This is a genomic window from Acidovorax sp. SUPP950 (genome assembly GCF_030158935.1).
In the GTDB taxonomy this organism is placed as follows: domain Bacteria; phylum Pseudomonadota; class Gammaproteobacteria; order Burkholderiales; family Burkholderiaceae_C; genus Paracidovorax.
This window is the reverse complement of the sequence record NZ_BQXE01000001.1, coordinates 314,047-339,796: the sequence shown is the minus strand read 5'-3', so window position 1 is coordinate 339,796 and position 25,750 is coordinate 314,047. Positions and strand designations below refer to the sequence as shown.

The following is a 25,750-nucleotide window of genomic DNA, read 5'->3' as shown; positions in this document are numbered from 1 at the left end:
GCCGCCGGCAAGGGAAGCGGGTTTTTCATATGCATGCATGTTTTTCTTCTTTCCCCCAGCGCCCCGGACCGACGGCGCCCCCTTGCAGAAACCGAATGACCACAGGCGTTTTTCTTCGTTGGCGCGGGTGGGCGCGATGCCCATCATCGGTGGCTCGCTGTCTGTCTCACGTTCCTTCAAGGAGTCTCCATGGGTGTCCAGTTCATCGGCATGATCCAGCCGCACGAGGTGTCAGAAACCATCGCCCGCAAGGGCCCGGCCGTGGACCCGGCGTACGTGCGGGCCTTTGCCCAGGCGCATGAGCACGCGGGCTTCGACCGCATCCTGGTGCCGGCCAGCGGCACCAGCCCCGACACGCTGCTGACCGTGGCCTACGCCGCCTCGGCCACGCAGAAAATCGCCTTCCTGCTGGCACACCGCCCCGGCTTCGTGGCCCCGACCCTGGCCGCGCGCCAGCTGGCCACGCTGGACCACTACACCGGCGGCCGCGTGGCGGTGCACTACATCTCGGGTGGCTCCGATGCCGACCAGCAGCGCGACGGCGATTTCCTGGGCCACGACGAGCGCTATGCCCGCACCGACGAATACCTCACGCTGCTGCGGCGCGTGTGGACCGAGGACCGCCCCTTCGACCACCACGGCACCTACTACCAGGTGAAAGGCGCTGCGTCCGAGGTCAAGCCGCTGCAGGCGCCCTATGTACCCATCTACTTCGGCGGCGCCTCCGCGCCCGCGCTGAAGGTGGCCGGCAAGCATGCCGACGTGTATGCGCTTTGGGGCGAGTCGCTCGCCCAGGCCGGTGACCTGGTGCGCCAGGTGCGCGCGGAGGCCGCGCAGCATGGCCGGCACATCGAGTTCAGCATCTCGTTCCGCCCCATCCTGGGCCGTACCGAGGAAGAGGCCTGGGCCCGCGCGGACCAGATCCTGGAAACCACCCGCCGCCTGGGAGTGCCCCAGGGCCACGCGCGCGGCACCGGCCCGCAGCAGAGCGAGGGTGCGCAGCGCCTGCTGGCCGATGCGGCCAAGGGCGACCGCGTGGACGAGCGGCTGTGGACGGCCATCGCGCGCGAAACCGGCGGTCGGTCCAACTCCACCTCGCTCGTGGGCACGCCCGAGCAGGTGGCCGACGCGCTGCTCAAGTATTACGACTTAGGGATCACCACGTTCCTGATCCGGGGCTTCGACCCCCTGGTGGATGCGATCGAGTACGGCCGCGAACTGTTGCCGCTGGTGCGGGCCAAGGTGGCCGAGCGGGATCGGGTGAATGCCAATCGGGCGGCGTTGAAGGTGGCCTGATTCCGTCGTGTCCGCGTCTCCGAGCGCGGTGTGCTCAGGGCAGCCCACCGCGCTCGCAGTTCTGGATCACCAGCTGTAGCGCGCCGTCAGATAGACGCTGCGCCGCTCGCCGTAGTAGCACCCCGTGGATGCGATGCACGAGGCCACGTACCGCTTGTTGGTGAGGTTGGCCACATTCAGTGCCAGCCGCACGCCTTTGAGCGATGCCTGCACCCGGCCAAGGTCCCAGCGGATGGCGGCGTCGAACAGCGTGACGCTGGGGACGAGGAAGAGGTTGGCGTTGTCCCCATAGCTGCTGCCCGTGTGCCGCGCACCCGCGCCCACCGACAGGCCGGCGAAGTCTTCGCTTTGCAGGGCATAGTCCAGCCACAACGCCGCCTGCTGCCGCGGCACGAAGGCGAACCGATTGTTCTGGATGCTGGTGCCGGCCGCGTTGGCGTTGGCGCGCGTGACGCGGCTGTCGGTGTAGGCATAGGAGGCAATGGCGTCCAGGCCCCGGGCGAGGGGGCCACGCGCCTCCAGCTCCAGTCCGCGCACCCGCACCTCGCCCGTCTGCTCGTTGAACGACCGGCTGAGCGGATCCGGCGTGAGCACATTGCGCTGGGTCAGCTCGTAAACGGAGGCCGTGAACATGGCGGACGATCCCTCCGGCTGGTACTTCACGCCCACTTCGGCCTGACGCCCGGTCGTGGGATCAAAGACCCCACCGAGCCGGTCGGTGCCAGCCGCAGGCTGAAACGAGGTGGAGTAGCTGATGTAGGGCACCACGCCGCCGTCCAACGTGTACATGAGCGCGGCGCGGCCGGTCCATTGGCCGTCTTCCTGGTCCGTGGCCACCGACCGGCCGGTGGCCGTGGTCAGCGTGCGGGTCGCCGTGTCTGCCCGGTCGTATCGGCCGGCGAACACGCCGGTCCAGCGCTGCCACCGCATCTGGTCCTGCGCATAAACACCCACCTGCCGACGCTTTTGTTCAATATGGGTGCCCACCGTCGGCACCACGCCGCTGTCGGTGCCGTACACCGGCTCGTAGGCGTTGAAAGGCCTGGCAAGCACACGCAGGTTGCTCTCGTCATAGGTCGCCCGCTCGTCCGAAAAGTCGATGCCGGCCAGCACGGTGTGCGCCACCGAGCCGGTGCGGAAATCGGCCTGCGCCTGCGTGTCCACGGTCCACAGGTCCGCCGCTTCCGGAAAAGCCCAGGCATAGCGTGCCAGGGCCGCGGGGTTGCAGGCGCCCTGGCAGAAGGCCTGGATGCGGCGCGTTTCTGCCGTGACCTTGCCGTAACGCAGGTTCTGCCGCAGCGTAAGGTCGCTTGCAAGGCGGTGTTCCACTTCGTAGCCGACGAAGCGCTGCCGATTCTGGTAGCGGTCGAAGCCTGGCTCGCCGACGAAGGTGCGGGTCGGCAGCGCGGCATACCTGCTGGTATCCAACGTGCCCGCAGCGGGCAGGGCGGGTGCCCCGCCTCCGCCGGGCGAATCGAGGGACTGCCACTGGCCCAGCAGGGTGACCTGGGTCGCATCCGCCGGGCGAAACGTCAGTGACGGGGCGAAGTAGGTCTTCTTCTCCGATACCGCATCGAACGAGGTGTCGGCTTCGCGGCGCAGGCCCACCAGCCGATAGCTCCAGACGCCGTCGGCGTCCAATGCCCCGCCGAGGTCGAAGGCGGCCTGCTTGCGCTCGTGGCTGCCCGCCTGCAGTTCGATCTCGCGCACCGGCACCACGGTCGGGCGCTTGCTGACCATATTGATGAGCCCGCCTGGCGCGGCTTGCCCGTACAGAACGGACGACGGTCCCTTGACGACTTCGGTGCGCTCCAGTCCCCAGGGTTCGATGCGGGGCTGTGAATAGCCACGCGCACCGAAGGGAAGGCGCAGGTTGTCGAGGTAGCGCGCCGGCGGGGTGAAGCCGCGCAGGGTGAACCAGTCGTAACGCAAATCGGTGTTTCCGTACTGCGCGACGATCCCCGGCGTGTAGCGCAGGCTTTCCACCAGCGTGGTGGCCCCCTGGGATTCCATCTGGCCGCGCGTGACGACCGAGATGGACTGGGGTGTTTCCATCAGCGGCGTGTCGGTCTTGGTACCGCCAGTGGCCCGGCGTGCGACGAAACCGGTGCCTGGCCCCTTGCCCGACTCCACCTCTGCGGCAGCGGTGACGGTCACCGGCGCCAGGGTCGCAGCGCTCGCTGCCGGACGCTGGCCTGTGACGCGCACTTCGGGCATGGCAGCAGTGGGTGCGCTGCGTTGCAAGGTGTAGATCCCGCCGGGGGCCGCCACAGCCCGCAGGCCGGTGCCTTCCAAAGCGAGGGCCAGGCCCTCGTCCACGGTCAGGCGCCCGCGCACGCCCGCGCTGGCAATGCCCTCGGTGAGCGCTGCGTTCGACGACAGCAAGATACCGGACTGGCCCGCGAACTGGCTCAGCACCGTGCTCAATGGACCGGCGGCGATGGCGTAGTCCCGTGCGGCAGGCGCCGCGGTTTGGGACTGCACCGGCATGGCCGCGATGCAGGCCGCGAGAGGCACCGCCGCGAATGCGGCGAACCGCAGCGCACGGGGGCGCGCTGGGCGCAGCAGGGGTGAAACCGAAAGACGGCGTGGCAAGGTCGGGTAGGCAGGCATGGTGGCGGTGGGTTCAGAAAAAAGTTGGGTCGGCATGGGCTATGCCAATCCAACCCGCGAAAGGGGAACCCCGCTGCCCAAAAAAATCAACGCGCGGCAGCTCCTGCGGCCGGACTGGCGCGGGCCTCGACCACGGTCCACCAGGGCATGGGCTGGCGGACTTGCACCGGCAAGGTGGCCTGCAGGGCCGACAGGATGCGGTCGGTATCCGCGAGCGGGTAGGAGCCGACGATGCGCAAATCCGCCACCTCCGGCGCGCAGGCCAGGTAACCGCGCCGGTAACGGCGCAGCTCGGCAATGAAGTCGCCCAGCCGCATCCCGTCAGCCACCAACATGCCGCGCTGCCAGTCCGGTAGCGCGCCTGGCTGTCCTGGCGTCAGGTCCACCCGGTCGTGAAGCAGCAGCGCGCCGCGCCCTGCAGGGACGACGACCGGCTCGCCTCGGCCTCGGGGCGCCACGCGTACCGCGCCCTCGAACACATCCACGCTGACACCGCCGTCATCTTGGTAACGCACGGAAAAACGGGTGCCCAGCGCCGTGAGCCTTCCGGGTGCCACATCCACCACCAAGGGCCTTGGCGGACTGGAAGGGTCATGGCCGGAGGTGATGAGCACCTCCCCCCGATGAAGCACAAGGCGGCGCAGCGTGGCGGAGTAATCGACATCCAGGGCCGTCGCCGTGTTGAGCCACAGTTCGCTGCCGTCGGACAAGGCGACGGCGCGCTGTTCTCCCGTGTCGGTCCGATAGGCAGCGCCCCATCCGCGCCAGGGGCCAAACTGCGACAGCGTCCAGCCGGCAAGGACCGCTGCAGGCGCCACCAGCAGCGCGCGCCGCACGGTGCGCCGTTGTCGCGATACGGCAGGGCGGCGCTCCAGCACCTGCCGCGCCAAAGGGTTGGCAGCGCCGGCGAAGACGTCCGCCACGGCCAGCACCTGGTCCCAAGCCACACGTTGGCGGGGCCCGGTGTCCAGCCAGCGCTGCCATTCCTGCCGTTCCTCTTCACTGACTGCGCCGCCCTGCAGCACGGCGAACCAATCTGCCGCCTGCTGCAGGTCCTCGAAGGAGGGGGACGCCTCCCCCGCCTCCGTCATTCGCCTGCCAGCAAAAGACACTGCAGCATCGCCTGGGCCATGTATTTCTTGACCATCCGCTCCGATACCCCGAGTTGCTCGCCGATCTGGGCATAGCCCAGGCCGTCGAGCTGCGATAGCAGGAAGGCGCTGCGTGCCTTGGGATTGAGCCGATCGAGCATTTCGTCGATGCGGCACAGTGTCTCGAGCGCCACCGCGCGCTCCTCCGGGGACGGGGTGACCGGCTCAGGCTGAGCCGAGACTGCCGCGGCCCAGGCACGCTCGATGTCGATCCGCCGCCAGTGGTTCACCACCACGCCATGCGCCAGGGTGCGCAGGAAAGCACCCGGTTCGCGCAGCGCCGCCACATCGCGCGACGCCATCAGGCGAAGGAAGGTGTCGTGCGCAAGATCGGCCGCCTGGCACGCGCTGCCCAGCCGCCGCTGGAACCAACCGAGAAGCCAACCGTGGTGGGACCGATAGATCGCGTCAACGGTGGCGACGGCCGCAGGGTGCAGTGAAGTGGGCATGTGGGAAAGCGAAGGCGGAGGGCAGGGATGCGAACCATTCGCATTCTATTCGCCCTGGTAGGCCGGCCCTGTCACCCGGCTCCACCTGGCGCTCGCATGCCGGCCAAGGTTGGCAAGGTAGCGCGCATCGCATCCAGAAACCGCCGCAGCCGCGCCGGATAGAACCGGGCATGCGGATACACCAGGTACACCGGCAACGGCGCCGCCTGCCACGCGGGCGCCAGGTGCCGCAGGCGGCCCTGGCGCAGGTCGGCCTCCACCGCCCAGGCGGAGGCAATCGCCGCGCCCAGGCCCGCCAGCGCCGCGCTGCGCAGGGCATAGAGGCTGTCGGTGCCCATGCGCGGGTGGATGGCGAAGCGCTCCACCGCGCCGTCCGGCACGCGGGTGAGGGACACCTCGCGCTGGTAGTAGGTGCGCAGGGCCAGCCAGGGCAGGTCGCGCAGCGCGCTCGCGTGCTCGGGCACGGCGCCGCCCGGCAGCAGTTGCGGCGCCGCGACAACGATGCGCGGCACCTCGGCCAGGTGGATGGCGACCACCGAGGGGTCGTCCACCGCCCCGACCTGCACCGCGCAGTCGATGCCCTCGGCGATGAAGTCGGGCCGGCGGTCGTGCAGCAGCCATTCGACCGACACCTCGGGATACTGCCGCAGGTAGTCCGCCAACGGGGCGATGAGCTGCTCCTGCCCGAAGGCATGCGGCACCAGCACACGCAGCGTGCCGCGCGGTGTGTCGTGCGCGCCCCGCAGGTCGGCCTCCATCGCGCGCCAGTCGTCCAGCAGCGCCTTGGCATGCGCGAAGCAGCGCTCGCCGTCTTCGGTGAGCTTCATGACATGGGTGGAACGCTGCAGCAGCCTGAGCCCCAGCGACCGCTCCAGCGCCTGGAGCCTGCGGCTCACCGTGGGCTGGGTGGTACCCAGTTGCTGGGCGGCGGCGGAGAGGTTGCCGGCTTCGACGATGCGCACGAAGGTCTGCATGAGTTCGATGCGATCAACGCCGGCAAGGGAGGCCGTGGCAGAGGCTTGCTTCATACGCCAAGCGTATAGCAGATGTGCGAATGAGCCCACTACCCAGAGCGAGGCGGTTCGCACAAACTTCGGCCCATCGCTTCCATTCAAGGGTCTTCCCCATGTCTTCCATTCAAAACCCGCATGCAGCCGCTGAGACGGGTGGTCCTTCCACGGGCGTGCCGGCGCCGCTGTTGCTGCTGCTGGCCACTGCCGCGGGCTTGAGCGTGGCCTCGCTCTACTACAGCCAGCCCATGCTGGGCGTGCTGGGCCCGGACATCCACGCCAGCGAGCGCGCCGTGGGCCTGGTGCCCACGCTCACGCAGCTGGGCTATGCGCTGGGCATCTTGTTTCTGGCCCCGCTGGGCGACCGCTACGACCGCCGCCGCATCATTTTGGCCAAGGCCGCCGTGCTGGCCCTGGCCTTGCTGATGAGCGGGTTCGCTCCCGGCATCGGCTGGCTGCTCGTTGCCAGCCTGGCCATCGGCCTGTCGGCCACGCTGGCCCAGGACGTGGTGCCGGCCGCGGCCACGCTGGCCCCGGTGGCCCATCGCGGCAAGGTGGTGGGCACGGTGATGACCGGGCTGCTGCTGGGCATTTTGCTGTCGCGGGTGGTGAGCGGTTTCGTGGCCGAGCACTTCGGCTGGCGCGCCGTGTACGTGGCCGCTGCCGTGTCGATCGCGCTGATCGGCGTGGCTGCCTGGAAAGGCCTGCCCAGCTTTGCGCCCACCACGCCGCTGCCGTACCGGGCGTTGATCGGCTCGATGGCCGCACTGTGGCGCCGCCATGGCGCGCTGCGCCGCGCCGCCTGGGCACAGGGATTGCTGTCGGTGGGCTTCAGCGCCTTCTGGTCCACCCTGGCCGTGATGCTGCATGGCTCGTTCCATCTGGGCAGCGCAGCCGCTGGCGCTTTCGGCCTGGCCGGCGCGGCGGGCGCCCTGGCTGCGCCGCTGGCCGGCCGCATCGCCGACCGCAGCGGCCCGGAGCGGGTGACGCGGCTCGGCGCCGGACTGGCCGTGGTCTCGTTCGCCGCCATGGGCCTGGCCCACTGGCTGCCGCCGCAAGCCCAGCTGGGGCTGATCGTGGCGAGCGCCATCGGGTTCGACTTCGGGGTGCAGGCCACGCTGGTGGCGCACCAGACCATCGTGTACGGCATCGAGCCCGCCGCCCGCAGCCGCCTGAATGCGCTGCTGTTCACCGGCATGTTCGTGGGCATGTCGGCCGGCGCGGCGCTGGGCAGCTTGGCGCTGGCGCAATGGGGCTGGCTGGGGGTGGTGGCGCTGGCCACCGCCGCCTCGGCCGCGGCCCTGGCCGTGCGGTGCCTGCCGGGGCGCGGGGCTGCCACCGCCGCGGCGATCTGAGCGTGTGGCGCGCGGTGCTCAGGCGGCGGCGCGGTCCGCGCCCGCCAGCACCGGGCCGAAGCTGCGGTCCCACAGCGGCGCCACCTGGGCCTTGCCGTCGAGCACGCCCAGTTGCAGGAAGGCATCGGCCACGGACTGGTGGCCCTGCACCACGGCCTCGGTCACGGGGCGCAGGTCGTAGTCGGTGCTGCGGTTGTTCCACAGCTCGATCAGATCGCCCACCGGCACCCGGGTTTCGGCGGCCTGGGCCCGCGCGTAGTCCAGGTAGTTGCCATTGGCCCACAGGTAGGCGCGGCGCAGCCGCTGCAGGTAGTCGGCCAATGCCGCATGGCGCAGCGGATCGGCCACCGCGCGGGGGTTGGCGTAGAGCGGAAAGTTGCCAGAGAGGTACCCCACCCCGGTCTTGAGCACCCGCGCGCCGTAGCGCAGCCGGGCGATCTGCCCGTTGTAGCCGTAGATGGCCCAGGCATCCAGGTCGCCCCGGTCGAAGGCCGACAGGCCATCGGACGGCGTGAGGCTGACCGGCGTGATGTCCGCGAACGACAGGCCCGCCTCGGCCAGCTGGCGGCTCAGGAAGTAATGCGAGGTGGTGGCCCGCACATAGCCCACGCGCTTGCCCTTCAGATCGGCGATGCGCTGGATGGGTGCATCCTTTCGGGCGAGCGTGACCTGGTTGTTCAAATCCTCGCGCGTCACGGCCACGAAGCGCACCTGGGCCTTCTGCCGCGCCGCGAACAGCGCGGGAATCTCGCTGCCCGACCCCAGGTCCAGCGCATCGCCGTTGATGGCCTCGATGTGCAGCACGCCGTTGTTCAGCTCGCGCCACTCGATGCGGTAGGGCGTGTTGGCCAGGCCGGCCGCGCTGATCAGCGGGCGCCACAGGCCCTTGTAGGTGCCGATGCGCAAGGTGACGCCGGACAGGTCGGTCCCCGCAGCCGGTGGCCGCGCCAGGGCCGGCAGGCCCAGCGCTGCGGCGGCTCCGGCGGCCAGCGAGCGTTGCAGCAGCGCGCGGCGCTGCGGGGACGGGGGATGGGTGGTGGTGTCGGGGCGCATGGCGGGTTCTCGCTTCGGGCGGTTGGATCGAAGGCCCGAGCGTGCGGCCGGCGGGCGCCGTCGCCAACGACGGATCCGTAGCAAGCTCATGCGGAAAAGCCGCGCCGGCCCCTGGGTGCGCCTCATGCCGAAACCGCATGTGTTCACGCGCTTTTCTTCGTTGGTGGGGGCGCCGAGCGCTCCTAAGGTGGGCGCAGTCCCATCCCTCGTCCCCGACCGAAAGCCCACCCCACGATGTCTGCCGTTCTCTCGCTCCCGACCACCGCGCTGCAGCGCCGCCCCGATCCCCAGCGCAAGGACTGGTTCGACGCGCCGCCGCCGCGCCCCACGGTCGAGGCCGAGCGCCGCCACCGGCAGGAGCAGCTCGCGGTGGCGTTTCGCCTGTTCGCGCGGCATGGCTTCGACCACGGGCTGGCGGGCCACATCACGGCGCGCGATCCCGAGTGGCACGACCACTTCTGGGTGAATCCGCTGGGCCTGCATTTCTCGCGCATCCGCGTGTCGGACCTGCTGCTGGTGAACGCGCGCGGCGAGATCGCCATCGGCGAGGGGCCGCTCAACCGCGCGGCATTCGCCATCCACGCGGCGCTGCACGAGGCGCGGCCCGACATCGTGGCCGCCGCGCACACGCACTCCACTTACGGCAAGGCATGGTCCACGCTGGGGCGCACGCTCGATCCGCTGTCGCAGGACGCCTGCATCTTCTACGAAGACCATGCGCTGTTCGACGACTTCACGGGCGTGGTGTGGGAAACGGACGAGGGCTTTCGCATCAGCGAGGCGCTGGGCGCGCGCAAGGCGGTCATCCTGAAGAACCATGGCATCCTCACGGCCGGGCCCAGCGTGGAGTCGGCCGCGTGGTGGTACATCGCGCTGGAAAACGCCTGCCACACCCAGTTGCTGGCCGAGGCCGCCGGCACGCCGCAGCCCATTCGGCACGAGGTGGCGCGCCACACCCATGGGCAGATCGGCGGGCCGGGCGGGGCGCATTTCACGTTCAAGAGCCTGTTCGAGACCGTGGTGCGCGAAGACCCCGGGGTGCTGCAGTGAACGCACCGCTCACCGCCGGCCAGCGGGCCCGCACGCTGGCCGCCGAGTTCGGCGCGCGCGCGGCGGCGCACGACCGCGAGGCCAGTTTTCCGCACCAGAACTTCGCCGACCTGCAGCAGGCCGGGCTGCTGGCGCTCGCCGCACCCCGGTCCCTGGGCGGGCAGGGCGCGAGTGCTGCGCAACTGGGCGAAGTGGTCGGCGCGGTGGCGCAAGGCTGCCCCGCCACGGCCCTGGTGTTGACGATGCAATACATCCAGCACCGCGGCATGGGCCGGCCAGGCTCCGCGTGGCCGGTGGAGCGGGCCCGCCAGCTGGTGCAGGAGGCGGTGCAGGGCGTGTCGCTCATCAACGCGCTGCGGGTGGAGCCCGAGCTGGGCTCGCCCGCGCGCGGCGGGCTGCCGGCCACCGTGGCGCGGCGCACGGCAGAGGGCTGGCGGCTCAGCGGGCACAAGGTGTACAGCACCGGCGCGCCGGCGCTGCGCTGGTACGTGGTGTGGGCGCGCACGGACGATGCCGAGCCGCGCACGGGCTCCTTCCTCGTGCGGGCCGGCCAGCCCGGTGTGCGCATCGAGCCCACATGGGACCACCTGGGCCTGCGGGCCAGCGGCAGCCACGATGTGCTGTTCGATGAGGTGGCGGTGCCCGCCGACCACGTGCTGGAGCTGCGGCTCCCCAAGGACTGGGCGCGCGGCGAGCCCGCCATGCAGGCCGAGATGGCGGTGATGCTGGGCTCGCTCTACACCGGCGTGGCCCGCGCGGCGCGCCACTGGCTGGTGGGTTTTCTGCAGGAGCGAAAGCCGGCCAGCCTGGGCGCGCCGCTGGCCACGCTGGCGCGCGCGCAGGAGGCCGTGGGCCGCATCGAAGGCCTGCTGTTCACCAACGACCGGCTCATCGCCGGGCTGGCCGCCGCGCTCGACACCGGCGCTCCGCTGCCCTCCGAGGAGAGCGGGCTGGTCAAGGCCACCACCACCCACAACGCCATCGAAGCGGTGCAGTCGGCCCTGGCGCTGACCAGCAACCACGGCCTGGCGCGCAAAAACCCGCTGGAGCGCCACCTGCGCGACGTGCTGTGCGGGCGCGTGCACACCCCGCAGGACGACAGCGTGTACCTGGCGGCCGGGCGCCGCGCGCTGGGGCTGTGATCGCTGGCGCGCGGGGCGCGGTGGCGCCGTCTCCTTCCTTTTCCTCTGCCTTTTTTCTTCCCTTTCAGAACACGGAGCTTCCATGGCCTTGCAACGGCGACATTTCCACCGCTTCATGACGGCCTCGGTGGCCGCGGCGTCCTTTCTCTCGCCCGTGCTGGGTCACGCGCAGCAGCGGATCGCACTGCGCGCGGGCGACCAGAAGGGCGGGCTGCGCGCGCTGCTGGAGGCGGCGGGCGAGTTGAAGGGCCTGCCCTACGACATCCAGTGGAGCGAGTTCCCGGCCGCCGCCCCGCTGGCCGAGGCGCTGAACGCGAACGCGGTGGACTTCGGTCCCATCGGCGACGCGCCCCTGCTCTTCACCCTGGCGGCCGGCAGCCAGGTGCGGGCATTCGCCGCCAACCGCTCCGACCCGTACGGCACGGCGGTGCTGGTGCGGCCCGACTCACCCTTGAAGACGGCGGCCGACCTCAAGGGCAAGCGCATCGCCACCAACCGCGGCTCCATCGGCCACTTCGTCACGCTCAAGGCGCTGGAGTCCGCGGGCCTGAAGGGTGCGGACGCCGACGTGCGGTTCATCCCGCCGGCCGACTCCAAGCTGGCGCTCACCCAGGGCTCGGTCGATGCCTGGGCCACCTGGGAACCGTACACGGCACTGGCCGAGACGAGCGGGCACGCGCGGGTGCTGGTCAACGGGCGGGGGCTGTCGAGCGGGCTCAGCTTTCTCGCGGCCACGCAGGGGGCGCTGGACACCAAACGCGAGGCCCTGCGCGACTTCAAGGAGCGCGTGGAGCGCGCGCAGCTCTGGTCGTACCGCAACGCCCGGCCGTTCGCCGAATCGCTGTCGCGCATCATCGGCATCCCGGTGGAGGCGGCGCAGCTGCAGTTCGAGCGCCGCGCGACGAAATGGGTGGACATCGACGCCGCGGTGGTGGCCGACCAGCAGCGCACGGCCGACTTCTACCTGAGGGCCGGGCTGCTGCGCCAGCGGCTGGACGTGCGGCAGACCTTCGATACGGGGTTCAACCGGGGCCAGGCGTGAGCCGGGGCCTTGGCTGGGGTTTTGGGTAGAAAATGCCTCCGGCACAATATCCACTAGGGCATATTGCTATGAAATAAATAGCAATCGAATCCACCCGGTGCAGGTTGGGCGCGGGTCGAGGCCCACTGCGACCCACCGCCCGGCCATCCCGAACGGCCCAAAACTCCAGCGCGGGAAAAGATCGTTTTGCCACGACTTCGGCGCGGCTACATAACCGCAATGTCTTAGCACCCAATTTCAGGGTCGTTGGCGTTTGGGGTGCAAGCCCGTACATTCCCGCATCCGCATTTTTCCTTTTCAGCGCCGCCGCGGCCTGCGGGCTCCGGTGGCGCCATGGCATTTTCATGATCGATTTACGGGGTATCACCCAGATTTACCAGGGCTCGCAGGGGCCGGTGGAGGCGCTGCGCGGCATCGACCTGCACATCACGCCGGGCGAAGTGTTCGGCATCATCGGGCGCAGCGGCGCGGGCAAGAGTTCGCTGGTGCGCGTCATCAACTTGCTGAACCGGCCCACCCGGGGCGAGGTGATCGTGGCGGGGCGCGACCTGACCCGGCTCAATGATGCGCAGCTGCGCGAGGCGCGACGCGACATCGGCATGGTGTTCCAGCATTTCAACCTGCTGTCCTCGCGCACGGTGTTCGAGAACGCGGCCCTGCCGCTGGAGCTGGCCGGCATGGACAAGGCCGCCATTCGCGGCCGGGTCGATCCGCTGCTGGACCTGGTGGGCCTGTCGGCCCTGCGCGACCGCTATCCGGCGCAGATCAGCGGCGGGCAAAAGCAGCGCGTGGGCATCGCCCGGGCGCTGGCCAGCCGGCCCAAGGTGCTGCTGTCGGACGAGGCCACCTCGGCACTCGACCCGGAAACCACCCGCTCCATCCTCGCGCTGCTGCGCCAGGTGAACCAGGAGCTGGGCCTGACGGTGGTGCTCATCACCCACCAGATGCAGGTCATCAAGCAGGTGGCCGACCGCGTGGCCGTGATCGATGCCGGCCGCATCGTGGAGCAGGGCCCGGTGCTGGAGGTGTTCACCCGGCCCCAGCAGCCCATCACCAAAAGCCTGATCGACGAGATCGTGCCGCAGGAACTGCCCGCCAGCGTGTTGGACCACGTGCGCCACCTGGCGTCGCAGCTGCGGGCCGCGGGCCAGGGCGGCGTGGGCCAGCTGCTGCGCCTGTCGTATGCCGGCGAGCGCGCCTACCAGCCCATCCTGTCGCGCCTGATCCGCGAGCACGGGCTGGACCTGTCGATCCTGCACGGGCAGATCGACGAGATCCAGGGCCAGACCTTCGGCTCGCTCGCGGTGTATGCCAGCGGCGACGCCGCGCGGCTGGCCACGGCGATCGCGCAATTGCGCGCCGAGGGGGTGGTGGTGCAGGAAGTGCAAGCGAGCGAAGAGAGCGGGGTCTGAGATGTTCGAGAATTTTTCGGAAATGATGCTGGAGCTGTTTGCCACCTCGCTGTGGGAGACGGTCATCATGGTGGGCATCTCTGGGGTGGTCGGCGCGCTGCTGGGCATCCCGCTGGGCGTGTTCCTGCGGCTGACCGACCGCGGCGGCGTGCTGGAGAACGGCCCGCTGAACAAGACGGTGGGCTGGATCGTGAACGCCGTGCGCTCCACGCCGTTCATCATCCTGCTGGTGGCGATCATCCCGTTCACGCGGCTCATCACCGGCTCGTCCATCGGCACGGCCGCGGCCGTGGTGCCGCTGACGCTGGCCGCGGCGCCGTTCGTGGCGCGGCTGGTGGAAGCCTCGCTGCGCGAGGTGGACAACGGCCTGATCGAAGCAGCCCAGGCCATGGGCGCCACCACCGGGCAGATCGTCTGGAAGGTGCTGCTGCCCGAGGCGCTGCCCGGCATCGTCGCGGGCCTGACCATCACCTTCGTCAGCCTGACGGGCTACTCGGCCATGGCCGGCGCGATCGGCGGCGGCGGCCTGGGCGACCTGGGCATCCGCTACGGCTACCAGCGTTTCCTGCCCGACGTGATGCTGGCGGTGGTGGTGGTGCTGATCTTCTTCGTGCAGGCCGTGCAGAGCCTGGGCGACTGGGCGGTGCGCCGGCTGAGCCACCGCTGAGCGGCCCGCAGGGAGGGCGCCCGGGCCGGATCGCGTGGTCCGGCGGCCGCCCGCATCAAGGGGTGGATCCAGGGTCTGCCGGCACCCGGTAGTGGTAGCGGTAGGTGTCGGTGAACCCCAGCGCGGCGTACAGCCGCCGGGCCGTGGCGTTCTCGCCGCGCACCTGCAGGTAGGCAGACCCCGCGCCGCCCGCCTGGCCCCACTGCATCAGCGCCTGCACCAGCGCGCGCCCGTGGCCCTGGCCTCGGTGCCCGGGCGCCACCACGATGTCGAACAAGCCGACGGCCCCGCGCTCGCGCACGCCCAGGCCGAAGCCCACGGCGTGGCCGTGCTGGCGCACGGTGGCGAAGGCGCAGGGCAGGGCGATCGACTGCACCATGGCATGGTGCGTGGCGTGGTGCGCCGCTGCCACGCCGTTGGCGGCGGCGAACCCGTCCAGCCATTCAGCCGTCGGCGCCTGCGCGATTTCCACCGAGGGCTGCGGCGGTGCGCTCTCCGGCAGTGGCGCCTGCATGACCCACGTGGGCTCGAAAAGCGCATAGCCCGCGTCCTCCAGCGCCTGCTCGGCGCTGGCGCTCACCAGCGGCGAGATCCGGAACACGGGCCGCAGGCCGTGGCTGGCGTAGAGCGTTTGTGCCGCCTCGAGCACGCCGTCGAACGGCATTCCGGGCTCCAGCGCATTGACCGAATTGGCCCGCTTGGTGAAACCGCCGGACAGACGGAACACCCAGCCCTGGTGGAAAACGGTCTGGCGGGCGGGCCAGGCATTGAAAGCGCGCTCTTCCAGCGCGCGCACGGTGGGCAGGTCGAAATCCGGAGCAGAGGTGGCTTGGGAGGGCATGCAGGATTTATAGCAGCGCCATCTGCCCTTGTTTTTATGTCCACCCGTAGTAAGGAAATGAAAACGTATTCTTATGGGTTTTATAAGCCAAACCCTAAGATGCGGACATCTCTTCTCAAAAGGTGTTTTCCGTGAACAAGCGTTTCCTGCTGCAATCGACCCTAGCTCTGGCCCTGGGCGCTGGCTTCCAAACCGGCGCGCTGGCCCAGGACAAGCCGCTGAAGATCGGCGTCACCGCCGGCCCGCACGCGCAGATTTTCGAGCAGGTCAAGAAGGTCGCTGAAAAGGACGGCCTCAAGCTCCAGATCGTCGAGTTCAGCGACTACGTGCAGCCCAATGCGGCGCTGGCTTCCGGCGACCTGGATGCCAACAGCTACCAGCACAAGCCCTACCTGGACGCGCAGGTCAAGGACCGCGGCTACAAGCTCGTGTCGGCGGGCTACACGGTCAACTTCCCGATCGGCCTGTATTCCAAGAAGGTCAAGAAGCTCGAAGACCTGAAGGAAGGGGCCAAGTTCGGCATTCCCAACGATCCGACCAACGGCGGCCGCGTGCTGCTGGTGCTGCAGGACAAGGGGCTCATCAAGCTCAAGGAAGGGGCCGGCCTGAAGGCCACGCCGCTGGATGTCGCCTCCAACCCCAAGAAGCTGAAGTTCGTCGAACTCGATGCGGCACAACTGGCCCGCTCGCTGGACGATCTGGACGCCGCCGCGGTCAACACCAACTTCGCGCTGTCCGCCGGCCTGAACCCCGCCAAGGACGCCATCGCGCAGGAAAGCGCCAAGAGTCCCTACGTCAACCTGATCGCCGTGCGCGAGGCCGACAAGGACAAGCCCTGGGTCGCCAAGCTCGTGAAGGCCTACCAGTCGGAAGAAATCCGCCAGTACATCCAGACGGAATTCAAGGGCGCGGTGCTGCCGGGCTTCTGATCTGCCCGCGCTCCACATCCAGCCGCCAGCGCCTTTCCGGGTGCTGGCGGCTTTTTTCATGGCTGCGGGGCGCCGAGTTGGACCGTCAACGAGTTGCTTAGATGTTTTTCGATGGAGAAACCGATTTTTTATTCGTTGGATTCGCGCCGGCGCGGTTCTACATTGGCTTGGACGGCCAGGCCCCGCCAAACGGGCGGCTGCAGCCACCCATTCACACAGGTCCAAAGGAACGATCCATGTCCACCGCTGTGCAAGACACCGAACTGCCCACCGCATTGCAAGCCGCCCACAACGACGCCCAGGCTTCGGGCCTGGCCCACGCCGGCGGCGTGCCACCCACGGTTGCGTGGGACCTGTTCACCTCGGGCCAGGCCCTGCTGGTGGATGTGCGGTCGGGCGAGGAGCGCAAGTTCGTCGGCCACGTGCCGGGCAGCCTGCACGTGGCCTGGGCCACGGGCACGGCGCTCACCCGCAACCCCCGCTTCGTGCGCGAACTGGAGGCGGCCATCACCAAGGCGGCCACGCGCGATGCCCCCGTGCTGCTGCTGTGCCGCAGCGGCAAGCGCTCGGTGCTGGCGGCGGAGGCCGCGGCCAAGGCGGGCCTGCAGAATGTCTTCAATGTGACCGAGGGCTTCGAAGGCGAGATCGACGATCGCCAGCAGCGCGGCGCGTCGGATGGCTGGCGCCATCACCGCCTGCCCTGGGTGCAGGACTGATGGCGGCCTCGCGGCCCCACCAGCGGCCCGCTGAGGGCCGCCATTTTTTCATCCCAGGCAGGAGGCCTTGATGGCTGTCTTCGAGATCGATCACATCGTGCAGTCGCTGCACGCCGTCCGCCGCGAATGGCGCGATTCCCAAAAGCGCTCCCAGGAACCCGGCGGGCGCGAATTTCCGTCGCGCGATGCGCTGGCACAGGCGCTGGAGCAGCTGAAGGGCGCGCTCTTTCCCATGCGTCTGGGGCCGCACGACCTGCGCCAGGAAAGCGAGGACTGGTACGTGGGCCACACGCTCGACCTGGCGCTGCACACCTTGCTGGCGCAGATCCGGCTGGAGCTGCGCTACGTCGCGCGCCAGCAGGGCTCGGGCGACGGCACGGCCATCGAGCCGCAGGCGCTGGAGGCCGCGCAGGCGTTCGCCGCATCGCTGCCGGACATTCGCCGCCTGCTGGACAGCGATGTGCTCGCCGCCTACCAGGGCGACCCCGCCGCGCGCAGCGTGGACGAGGTGCTGCTGTGCTATCCGGGCGTGCTGGCCATGATCCACCACCGCATCGCGCACCGCCTCTACACGCTGGGCCTGCCGCTGCTGGCGCGCATCGTGGCCGAACTGGCGCACGGCCAGACCGGCATCGACATCCATCCGGGCGCGCAGATCGGCGCGGGTTTTTTCATCGACCACGGCACGGGCGTCGTGATCGGCGAGACGGCGGTGATTGGCGAGCGCGTGCGCCTGTACCAGGCCGTCACGCTGGGCGCCAAGCGCTTTCCCACGGATGCCGACGGAACTCTGCAGAAAGGTTTGCCGCGCCATCCGATCGTGGAGGACGACGTGGTCATCTATGCGGGCGCGACCGTGCTGGGCCGGGTCACTCTCGGGCGTGGGGCAGTCATCGGCGGCAACGTGTGGGTCACCCACGATGTGCCGCCGGGCGGCAACGTCACGCAGGCGGTGTCGCGAGAAGGGTAGGTGCGGCGCAGCCCCCGAAAACAGGGCGCGGCGCTGCCAAGGCATCAGCAAAAAGAAACAGGGAAACGCATGTCTGTACTGATCAAGAACTTCGGGGTTGCGGTGCGCCAGTCGCGCGAGGCGCAAGGCTGGTCGCAGGAGCGGCTGGCCGAGCATTCGGACCTGAACCGCTCCTACGTCGGGGAGATCGAGCGGGGTGCCGCCATCGCCTCGCTGCTCACGGTGGAAAAGCTGGCCGGCGCCCTGGGCGTGCGGCCCTCGGCGCTGGTCACGCGGGGCGAGTCGATCGGCCATGCGAATCTCGTGCGGGGACTGCAATTGACGGCTATAGCCTGTTGAGCGATGCGTTGGAAGCTTTGACACTGCCCAGGCTTTCTTCAACAACGCACGGAGTTCTCCATGTCTGCAACTGTGGGCGGTACGACCGCCTTGGGTGACAACGCCGCACGGCAATTGGCCAACGCGACCAAGACGGTCCCCCAACTCGAAACCATCAGCCCCCGCTGGCTCACGCACCTGCTGCAATGGGTGCCGGTGGAGGCGGGCATCTACCGCCTGAACAAGGTCAAGAACCCGGAATCCATCCGCGTCACTTGCACGGCCAAGGAAGAAGAAAACCAGCTGCCGCGCACCTTCGTCGATTACGAAGAAAACCCGCGCGAATTCTTCCTGAACGCCGTGAGCACGGTGCTGGACGTGCACACCCGCGTGTCGGATCTGTACAGCAGCCCGCACGACCAGATCAAGGAGCAGCTGCGCCTGACGATCGAGACGATCAAGGAAAACCAGGAAAGCGAGCTCATCAACAACCCCGACTACGGCCTGCTGGCCCAGGTGACCGATGCGCAGCGCATCTTCCCGCTCACCGGCGCCCCCACGCCGGACGACCTGGACGAGCTGCTCACCAAGGTGTGGAAGGAGCCCGCCTTCTTCCTGACCCACCCGCTCGCCATTGCCGCTTTCGGCCGCGAGGCCACGCGCCGCGGCACGCCGCCGCCCACGGTGAGCCTGTTCGGATCGCAGTTCATCACGTGGCGCGGCATTCCGCTCATTCCGTCCGACAAGGTGCCGGTGGCCGACGGCAAGAGCAAGATCCTGCTGCTGCGCGTGGGCGACAAGCGCCAGGGCGTGGTGGGCCTGTTCCAGCCGGGCCTGGCGGGCGAGCAGGGGCCGGGCCTGTCGGTGCGCTTCATGGGCATCAACAACCACGCCATCGCGTCCTACCTGATCTCGCAGTACTGCTCGCTGGCTGTGCTCACCAGCGATGCGCTGGCCGTGCTGGACGATGTCGAGGTGAACAAGTACCACGACTACCCGGACACCTACAAGTGAAGCGCAAGGAGCGGCCATGACCCTCGCTTCCTTCTCGCCGGGCGCCGACGCGTCCGGCGCCCCCATCGACCCGGCGCTGATCGCGCGCATGGCCAATGCCCTGTTCTCGGCGCTGCCGGGCGAGGCGGCATCGCCTGCGGGCGTGCACTCCGCGGGCGGCCTGCCTTCGGTGCCGCCTTCGTCCGTGCCCGGCCTGGGCGCCGTGCCGCCGGGCGTGCAGGCGCCGGCCAACATCGCGCCGCCCGGCTCGCCCCTGGCCAGCCCCGCCGGCTTCGGGCCCAGCGTGCCCGGCATGCCGATCCCGCAGGGCCAGGTGCCCGGCACCAACCTGCTGCCGGCTTCGCCCACGCAGGTGCTGTCGCTCGGCCACCGCGCCCCCGCGCTGCTGCCGCACGCCACGGCGGCCAACGGCCTGCCCGACACGGTGGTGAGCACGCTGCCGGCCTACGAGCCGCGCCTTGGCAGCGGGGTGCTGGGCGTGCCCGAGGCCTCGGGCGCGAGCGTGTCACAGGCCGCCGCCCATCCGGCAGCGCCTGCCTCTGCGGCCTCGCCTTACTACTTCGTCGGCGAGCGCCAGGCACAGCCATCGCCTGGGGGCGCGCCGGTGCCCAGGGCGCGGTCCGGCGACCGGCTGGATGCACTGGCGCGCCTGCCGTTCGCGCAGCCGCAGGCAGCGCATGCGGGCCAGGCCCCGGCCGCACCGGCCGGCCTGGCGGCTGCGCCGTCGTCCGATCCGAAGTTCTACTTCGTCGACGCGGTGGTGCTGCCCAGCGGCTATGTCACCCCTGCCAAGCCCGCGCCGCACGGTACGGTGCCGCTGGCGGGCCAGGGGCAGCACCCGCCGTTCGACGTGCACGCCATCCGGCGCGACTTTCCCGTGCTGTCCGAGCGCGTGAACGGCCGCCAGCTGGTGTGGTTCGACAACGCGGCCACCACGCACAAGCCGAAGGCGGTGATCGACCGCATCAGCCACTTCTACGCGCACGAGAACTCGAACATCCACCGCGCGGCGCATGAACTCGCCGCCCGCGCCACGGATGCCTACGAAGGCGCCCGCCAGCGCGTGAAGACGTTCATCAACGCGCCCGACGTGAACGAGGTGATCTTCGTGCGCGGCACCACCGAGGCCATCAACCTGGTGGCCAAAAGCTGGGGCGGCCAGCACGTGGGCGAGGGCGACGAGATCATCGTCAGCCATCTGGAGCACCACGCCAACATCGTGCCCTGGCAGCAGCTCGCTGCCGCCAAGGGGGCGAGGCTGCGCGTGATTCCGGTGGACGACTCGGGCCAGGTGCTGCTCGATGAATACCAGAAGCTCCTGAACGACCGCACCAAGATCGTCGCCGTCACGCAGGTCTCCAACGCGCTGGGCACCGTGGTGCCGGTTAAGGAGATCGTGGCGCTGGCCCACCGTGCGGGCGCGAAGGCGCTGGTTGATGGCGCGCAGTCGGTCTCGCACATGCGGGTGGACGTGCAGGACATCGGCGCGGACTTCTTCGTGTTCTCGGGCCACAAGGTGTTCGGGCCGACCGGCATCGGCGTGGTCTGGGGCAAGCGCGAAGTGCTCGAAGACATGCCCCCGTGGCAGGGCGGCGGCAACATGATTGCCGACGTGACGTTCGAGAAGACCGTGTTCCAGCCGATCCCGAACAAGTTCGAGGCCGGCACGGGCAACATCGCCGACGCGGTGGGCCTGGGCGCGGCGATCGACTACGTGAACCGCGTGGGCATCGAGAACATCGCGCGCTACGAGCACGAGCTGCTGGTGTACGGCATGCAGCAGTTGCGCGCCATCCCGGGCGTGCGGCTGATCGGCACGGCCGACGACAAGGCCAGTGTGATGTCGTTCGTGCTGGCCGGCTACTCGACCGAGGAAGTGGGCAAGGCGCTGAACGACGAAGGCATCGCCGTGCGCACCGGACACCACTGCGCGCAGCCCATCCTGCGGCGATTCGGCGTGGAGACCACCGTGCGGCCGTCGCTCGCGTTCTACAACACGTTCGACGAGATCGACCGGCTGGTGCATGTGGTGCGCCGCCTCGCCGGCCAGCGCCGCGCCGGGTAGGACAAGCGCGCATTTGCGACAGGCCCCGCACCCCCGGATGCTGCGCTGCAGCGCCGGGGGTGTTTTGCTTGAAAAGGGCGCCAGCGGAATCAATACTAGGGCATATAGCTACAAAAATAATAGCAAATGGCGCTTTGGCGTTCCTCGAAAGCGGGCCCTGAAGGCGCCGCGCGCAGCGCTGGAACGCCGCAGGCCGTGTCTATCATGGCCCGTTGCGGCCCCGCGCCGTCCCGTCTTTTGGCTGTTTCACAAGGAGTGCTCATGGACCAATACCAGATCGCCGTCATCGTCGGCAGTCTCCGCAAGGACTCGTTCAACCGCAAGCTGGCCACGGCGCTGGCCCGGCTCGCACCGCCGGACTTCCACTTCACGCAGCTGCGCATCGACGACCTGCCGCTGTACAACCAGGACGACGACGCCCATCCGGCTCCCGCCGTGCTGCGCCTGAAGACCGAGATCGCCCAGTCGCAGGGCCTGCTGTTCGTCACGCCCGAATACAACCGGTCGATTCCCGGCGTGCTCAAGAACGCGCTGGACCACGCCTCCCGCCCCTATGGGCAGAGCGCCTGGGGCGGCAAGCCGGCCGGCGTGATCGGGGTATCGATCGGCGCCATCGGCACGGCCATGGCCCAGCAGCACCTGCGCAACGTGCTGGCTTACCTCGACGTGCCCACGCTGGGCCAGCCCGAAGCCTTCGTTCAAGCCAAGGATGGCCTGTTCGATGACGACGGTAACATCGGCGAGGCCAGCCGCCAGTTCCTGCAGGGCTGGGTCGAGAAGTACGTGGCCTGGGTCAAGCAGCACGCCAAGCTCTGACCAGCCGCTGGTTTTCAGCGCCTCCAGTCCGGCCGCCCCGCCATGGGCGGCCGGACTTTTTTATTTGCCTTTCGTGTTTTTGATTGCTAAAGTCAACCAATTATTTGATGAAGGCAAATGAAAATGGCGTCAGATCCCCAGGTCGCTCCCGCGCCTGCGCCCGTCCCCGCGGCCGCGGTCAGGGCGCTTCGGCAGTTCAACCGGTTCTTCACGCGCCGCATCGGCGTGCTCGACGCCTATCTGGGCAGCGACCTGTCCCTGACCGACGTGCGCGTGCTCTACGAGCTGGCCCACCGCACCGAGCCCGTCGCCACCGACATCGCCAGGGACCTGGGCCTGGACGCCGGCTATCTGAGCCGCATCCTGCGCCGGTTCGAGAAGGCCGGCTGGCTGGAGCGCCGCCCGGGCGCAAAGGATGCGCGCCAGAGCCTGCTGCGCCTGACCGACGCCGGACACGCCGCGTTCGCCCCGCTGCAGCAGCGCTCGCGCGACGAGGCGGCGGCGATCCTGGCGCGCTTGTCGCCCACGCAGCAGGCCGACGCGCTGGCCGCCATGCAGCGCCTGGAGACGCTGCTGTCTCCCGAGCCGCCCAGCCGCCCCCGCCTCGTGGTGCTGCGCGACCCGGTGCCCGGTGACATGGGCTGGGTGGTGCAGATGCATGGCGAAATCTACTGGCGCGAATACGGCTGGAACCAGTCGTTCGAGGCCATGGTGGCCGAGATCGCCGCGCGGTTCGTGCGCGAATTCCGGCCCGGGTTCGACCGGTGCTGGATCGCCGAGGTCGACGGCGAACGCATGGGGGCGGCCTTCGTGGTGCGCGAGTCCGACACCACCGCCCGGCTGCGCATGCTGATCCTGGCGCCCCAGGCGCGGGGCATGGGACTGGGCGGCCGGCTGGTGGACGAGTGCATCGCCTTCGCGCGGGGCCAGGGCTACGCGGAGATGACGCTGTGGACCAACAGCTGCCTGGCCGCGGCCCGCCACCTGTATGCGCAGCGCGGCTTCACGCTCGTGGCCTCGGAACCCTACACCGCCTACGGCCAGTCCCTGGTGGGCGAGACCTGGACGCGTGCGCTATAGGCGCCTTGCGGCGCACGCAAAAAAGCCGGCGCAAGGCCGGCTTTCTGGTGATTGCGCAGTTGTCCGGTGGATCAGGCGGCTTCGGCCACGGCTTCCTGGCGGGATTGCGCCACGTGTGCCCGGATGTCGGAATCCGCGCTGTCCAGGGCCTTGGACTTGGCGTCCGGTCCCATGGCCACGCCTTCGGCGCGCACGAAGCGCACGTCGGTGATGCCGAAGAAGGCGAACACGGTCTGCAGGTAGCTCTCCTGGTGTTCCATGGCGCGGCCGGCATCGCTCGTCGAATACACACCGCCGCGGCTGGAGGCGACGATCACCGTCTTGCCCTTGGCCAGGCCCTGCGGGCCCGTGGCGGTGTAGGTGAACGTGCGGCCCGGCTGGGCAATGCGGTCGATCCAGGCCTTGAGCTGCGTGGGAATGCCGAAGTTGTAGAGCGGCGCGCCGACCACGATGACATCGGCCGCCAGGAACTGGCTCACCAGCTGTTCGGACACGGCGTTTTCACGGCGCTGTGTTTCACTCAGGCCTTCGGTCTGGCCGGTGCGCGGCGCCATGGCCTCCATCGTGAAATGGGCCGGCGCCTGGGCGACCAGGTCCAGGTGCTGCACTTGCGTGCCGGGATGGGCCTCGACCCACGCCGCCACGGTGCGGGCGGTGAGTTGGCGCGAAACGGACTGTTCGCCGGTGATGGCGGAATCGATGTGCAGCAGTTGCATGGAAGGTTCTCCTCAGGATGGGGGCCGCACCCGGTGTGCAGCGTTGGATAGATTGTGCAGATGAGCGCATTGATTGATAAGCCGGCCACTTTGCGATAGATTGTTCTATAGGTGGAACAATCTGCGAGGGATGACGGTGCAAGATCTCAACGACATGCTGTATTTCGCCGAGGTGGTCGAGCGCGGCGGGTTCGCCGCCGCGGGCCGGGCGCTCGGCATCCCCAAGTCGCGCCTGTCGCGCCGCGTCTCCGATCTGGAGGCACACCTGGGCGTGCGGCTGCTGCAGCGCACCACGCGCAAGCTGTCGCTCACCGAGGTGGGCGAGGCCTATCTGCGCCACTGCCAGGCCATGCGCGAATCGGCGCAGGCAGCGGCCGACACGGTGGCCCACGTCCAGGCCGAGCCGCGCGGCACGATCCGCGTGGTGTGCCCCGTCACGATCGCACAGACCCTGCTCGGCGACATGATGCCGGTGTTCATGGCGCGGTATCCGCTCGTGCGGGTGGAGATCCAGGTGAGCAACCGCGTGGTCAACCTGGTGGAGGAGGGGGTCGACGTGGCGCTGCGCGTGCGGGCCAAGCTGGACGACAGCGGCAGCATGGTCATCAAGCGGCTGGGCGAGGGCGACCTGCTGCTGGTCGCGAGCCCTGCCCAACTGGCGCGCCAGGGCACGCCACACACGCTGGAGGAACTGTCACGCATGGACAGCATCGCCATGTCCGCCGCCGACGGCCGTGCTTCGCTGCGGCTGGTGGGCCCCGGAGGGCAGGAGGCCGTGTGGCAGCACAGCCCGCGCTATGTGGCCGACGACCTGCTCACGCTCAAGTTGGCCGCGCAGGGCGGCGTGGGCATCTGCTGGCTGCCCGACTACATGTGCCAGGACGAGTTGCGCAGTGGCCGGCTGGTGCATCTGCTGCCTGACTGGGCCCCGGAGCGCGGTGTGATGCACGCGGTGTTTCCCTCCCGCCGCGGCCTGACGCCCGCGGTCCGGCGGTTTCTGGACTTTCTGGGCGAGACGCTGCAAGGCGCGACGACGGCGGCGCCGGCATCCGAGACCGAGGGCCTCGGCAGCGCGACATCGATCGCTTCTTAAGATCAATTCGCGATTAATTCAAAAGAATATATTCGTTTGGGTTTTAAGGGCGGAATCGCAGAATGGGCCGCATCCACCGTTGAGGAGCCTGTTCCATGGCCACTGCACTGTCGTTCCGCACCTCCTGTGGGGTTCGAATCCTTCCCTTGTTCCATCCCCTGGCCACCGTGCCCCGCCGGCCATGAGCAGCAGCGCACCCACGTCTTCGTCCGCATCCGGGCGGCCGGTCGGCCGGCTCGACGGCGCAGCGCCGCAGGCGGCCCCGTCCGCACACACCGCTGCAGGCAGCCCGGTCTCGGTGGTCATCGTCCCGGGCTGGCGCGATTCCGGACCCGGCCACTGGCAGAGCCTGTGGGCGGAGCGGCTGCCCGGCGCACGGCGCGTGGTGCAGGACGACTGGGTCACGCCCGCGCGGGCGCCCTGGGTGGCGGCGCTGGAGCGCACCGTGCTGGAGGCGCCGCACCCGGTCGTGCTGGTGGCGCACAGCCTGGGCTGCATCACCGCGACGCACATGGGCGAGCCGGCGGCAGCCCGGGTGCAGGGCGCCTTGCTGGTCGCCCCGGCCGATCCGGAGCGCCGGGCGGTGCTGAGCGACTTCGCCCCCGTGCCTTACGCGCCGCTGCCGTACCGCAGCATCCTGGTGGCGAGCAGCAACGATCCCTACTGCCCCATCCGCCTGGCCGGCGCTTACGCGAGGGCCTGGGGCAGCGAGTTCGTTCGCCTGCCGCAGGCGGGGCATGTGAACGTGGACTCGGGCCATGGCGAATGGCCTCTGGGCTGGGCACTGCTGCATTCGCTGGTGGATGGCGCGGAGTGGGGCCTCGGCCAGGGGGCCACGGAGACCCGCTCCGCCGCCTGACAAGGTTGCTATTGTTTTTGTAGCTAAACGCCGTAGTACCCATTGCGCTGGAGGCATTTTTGGCTGAAATCTGCCATGCCGCCCCTTGGTTTT

General features: G+C 69.3%; 24 protein-coding genes. 17 read left to right on the top strand and 7 right to left on the bottom strand.

The genetic code is table 11. The annotated features are described in order from the left end of the window. Window positions 1-189: 189 nt before the first annotated feature. Complete coding sequence (locus tag AVME950_RS01650; protein WP_284428499.1) at window positions 190-1,296, top strand: LLM class flavin-dependent oxidoreductase; 1,107 nt, start codon at window positions 190-192, stop codon at window positions 1,294-1,296. 66 nt (window positions 1,297-1,362) lie between these two features. On the opposite strand, the gene AVME950_RS01645 is transcribed toward AVME950_RS01650, so the two are convergent. The 4 genes from AVME950_RS01645 to AVME950_RS01630 all read right to left on the bottom strand — a co-directional run bounded on the left by AVME950_RS01645 (window position 1,363) and on the right by AVME950_RS01630 (window position 6,537). Then, the gene (locus AVME950_RS01645; RefSeq protein ID WP_284428498.1) at window positions 1,363-3,909 is read right to left on the bottom strand and encodes a TonB-dependent siderophore receptor; all 2,547 of its coding nucleotides are present in this window, start codon (window positions 3,907-3,909) and stop codon (window positions 1,363-1,365) included. Window positions 3,910-3,995: 86 nt separating this feature from the next. Continuing rightward, window positions 3,996-5,000, bottom strand: a complete 1,005-nt coding sequence (locus AVME950_RS01640; protein ID WP_284428497.1) for a FecR family protein — start codon at window positions 4,998-5,000, stop codon at window positions 3,996-3,998. Further along, the gene (locus tag AVME950_RS01635; RefSeq protein WP_284401145.1) at window positions 4,997-5,509 is read right to left on the bottom strand and encodes a sigma-70 family RNA polymerase sigma factor; all 513 of its coding nucleotides are present in this window, start codon (window positions 5,507-5,509) and stop codon (window positions 4,997-4,999) included. Before AVME950_RS01635 ends, AVME950_RS01640 begins: the two co-directional genes overlap by 4 nt. 71 nt (window positions 5,510-5,580) lie before the next feature. Continuing rightward, window positions 5,581-6,537: a LysR family transcriptional regulator gene (locus AVME950_RS01630; RefSeq protein ID WP_284428496.1), complete on the bottom strand. Its 957-nt coding sequence runs from the start codon at window positions 6,535-6,537 to the stop codon at window positions 5,581-5,583. A gap of 98 nt (window positions 6,538-6,635) precedes the next feature. Between AVME950_RS01630 and AVME950_RS01625 the strand changes: the two genes are divergently transcribed. Further along, the gene (locus tag AVME950_RS01625; protein ID WP_284428495.1) at window positions 6,636-7,874 is read left to right on the top strand and encodes an MFS transporter; all 1,239 of its coding nucleotides are present in this window, start codon (window positions 6,636-6,638) and stop codon (window positions 7,872-7,874) included. A gap of 18 nt (window positions 7,875-7,892) precedes the next feature. Here AVME950_RS01625 and AVME950_RS01620 read toward each other — a convergent pair whose 3' ends face one another. Next, on the bottom strand, window positions 7,893-8,927 hold the full coding sequence (locus tag AVME950_RS01620) for an ABC transporter substrate-binding protein (protein ID WP_284428494.1): 1,035 nt from the start codon (window positions 8,925-8,927) through the stop codon (window positions 7,893-7,895). Window positions 8,928-9,161: 234 nt separating this feature from the next. Between AVME950_RS01620 and AVME950_RS01615 the strand changes: the two genes are divergently transcribed. The 5 genes from AVME950_RS01615 to AVME950_RS01595 all read left to right on the top strand — a co-directional run bounded on the left by AVME950_RS01615 (window position 9,162) and on the right by AVME950_RS01595 (window position 14,240). Continuing rightward, the gene (locus AVME950_RS01615; protein WP_284428493.1) at window positions 9,162-9,977 is read left to right on the top strand and encodes a class II aldolase/adducin family protein; all 816 of its coding nucleotides are present in this window, start codon (window positions 9,162-9,164) and stop codon (window positions 9,975-9,977) included. Continuing rightward, window positions 9,974-11,119: an acyl-CoA dehydrogenase family protein gene (locus tag AVME950_RS01610; RefSeq protein WP_284428492.1), complete on the top strand. Its 1,146-nt coding sequence runs from the start codon at window positions 9,974-9,976 to the stop codon at window positions 11,117-11,119. Before AVME950_RS01615 ends, AVME950_RS01610 begins: the two co-directional genes overlap by 4 nt. Window positions 11,120-11,201: 82 nt before the next feature. Next, the gene (locus AVME950_RS01605) at window positions 11,202-12,161 is read left to right on the top strand and encodes an ABC transporter substrate-binding protein (RefSeq protein ID WP_284428491.1); all 960 of its coding nucleotides are present in this window, start codon (window positions 11,202-11,204) and stop codon (window positions 12,159-12,161) included. A 344-nt stretch (window positions 12,162-12,505) separates the two neighbouring features. Further along, a complete protein-coding gene (locus AVME950_RS01600; protein ID WP_284428490.1) occupies window positions 12,506-13,573 on the top strand; it encodes a methionine ABC transporter ATP-binding protein in 1,068 nt (355 codons plus the stop codon). Window position 13,574: 1 nt separating this feature from the next. Then, window positions 13,575-14,240: a methionine ABC transporter permease gene (locus AVME950_RS01595; protein ID WP_272547794.1), complete on the top strand. Its 666-nt coding sequence runs from the start codon at window positions 13,575-13,577 to the stop codon at window positions 14,238-14,240. A gap of 55 nt (window positions 14,241-14,295) precedes the next feature. On the opposite strand, the gene AVME950_RS01590 is transcribed toward AVME950_RS01595, so the two are convergent. After that, window positions 14,296-15,081, bottom strand: coding sequence for a GNAT family N-acetyltransferase (locus AVME950_RS01590; protein WP_284428489.1), 786 nt, complete (start codon window positions 15,079-15,081; stop codon window positions 14,296-14,298). Window positions 15,082-15,212: 131 nt separating this feature from the next. Between AVME950_RS01590 and AVME950_RS01585 the strand changes: the two genes are divergently transcribed. The 8 genes from AVME950_RS01585 (at window position 15,213) to AVME950_RS01550 (ending at window position 22,989) form a co-directional block, all read left to right on the top strand. Then, window positions 15,213-16,010, top strand: coding sequence for a MetQ/NlpA family ABC transporter substrate-binding protein (locus tag AVME950_RS01585; protein ID WP_284428488.1), 798 nt, complete (start codon window positions 15,213-15,215; stop codon window positions 16,008-16,010). Between the two features lie 236 nt (window positions 16,011-16,246). Then, window positions 16,247-16,726: a rhodanese-like domain-containing protein gene (locus AVME950_RS01580; RefSeq protein WP_284428487.1), complete on the top strand. Its 480-nt coding sequence runs from the start codon at window positions 16,247-16,249 to the stop codon at window positions 16,724-16,726. A gap of 70 nt (window positions 16,727-16,796) precedes the next feature. Continuing rightward, on the top strand, window positions 16,797-17,696 hold the full coding sequence (gene epsC, locus AVME950_RS01575) for a serine O-acetyltransferase EpsC (RefSeq protein ID WP_284428486.1): 900 nt from the start codon (window positions 16,797-16,799) through the stop codon (window positions 17,694-17,696). Between the two features lie 69 nt (window positions 17,697-17,765). Continuing rightward, window positions 17,766-18,035 carry a helix-turn-helix domain-containing protein gene (locus AVME950_RS01570; protein WP_272569047.1) on the top strand — a complete coding sequence of 90 codons (270 nt, stop codon included), beginning with the start codon at window positions 17,766-17,768 and terminating at the stop codon, window positions 18,033-18,035. 60 nt (window positions 18,036-18,095) lie between these two features. Then, window positions 18,096-19,028 (top strand): family 2A encapsulin nanocompartment shell protein, encoded by a 933-nt coding sequence (locus AVME950_RS01565; RefSeq protein WP_272547788.1) that lies wholly within the window; start codon window positions 18,096-18,098, stop codon window positions 19,026-19,028. A 16-nt stretch (window positions 19,029-19,044) separates the two neighbouring features. Continuing rightward, window positions 19,045-21,093, top strand: a complete 2,049-nt coding sequence (locus tag AVME950_RS01560) for a family 2A encapsulin nanocompartment cargo protein cysteine desulfurase (protein ID WP_284428485.1) — start codon at window positions 19,045-19,047, stop codon at window positions 21,091-21,093. Between the two features lie 261 nt (window positions 21,094-21,354). Further along, the gene (locus AVME950_RS01555) at window positions 21,355-21,909 is read left to right on the top strand and encodes an NADPH-dependent FMN reductase (RefSeq protein WP_284412884.1); all 555 of its coding nucleotides are present in this window, start codon (window positions 21,355-21,357) and stop codon (window positions 21,907-21,909) included. A gap of 123 nt (window positions 21,910-22,032) precedes the next feature. Continuing rightward, window positions 22,033-22,989: a bifunctional helix-turn-helix transcriptional regulator/GNAT family N-acetyltransferase gene (locus AVME950_RS01550; protein ID WP_502869345.1), complete on the top strand. Its 957-nt coding sequence runs from the start codon at window positions 22,033-22,035 to the stop codon at window positions 22,987-22,989. A 71-nt stretch (window positions 22,990-23,060) separates the two neighbouring features. Here AVME950_RS01550 and AVME950_RS01545 read toward each other — a convergent pair whose 3' ends face one another. Beyond that, entirely contained in the window at window positions 23,061-23,705 is a 645-nt protein-coding gene (locus AVME950_RS01545) for an FMN-dependent NADH-azoreductase (protein WP_284428483.1), read from the bottom strand. A 136-nt stretch (window positions 23,706-23,841) separates the two neighbouring features. On the opposite strand from AVME950_RS01545, the gene AVME950_RS01540 reads away from it, so the two are divergent. Continuing rightward, window positions 23,842-24,798, top strand: a complete 957-nt coding sequence (locus AVME950_RS01540; protein WP_284429547.1) for a LysR substrate-binding domain-containing protein — start codon at window positions 23,842-23,844, stop codon at window positions 24,796-24,798. A gap of 181 nt (window positions 24,799-24,979) precedes the next feature. Then, a complete protein-coding gene (locus tag AVME950_RS01535) occupies window positions 24,980-25,657 on the top strand; it encodes an RBBP9/YdeN family alpha/beta hydrolase (RefSeq protein ID WP_284428482.1) in 678 nt (225 codons plus the stop codon). Window positions 25,658-25,750: the final 93 nt, after the last annotated feature.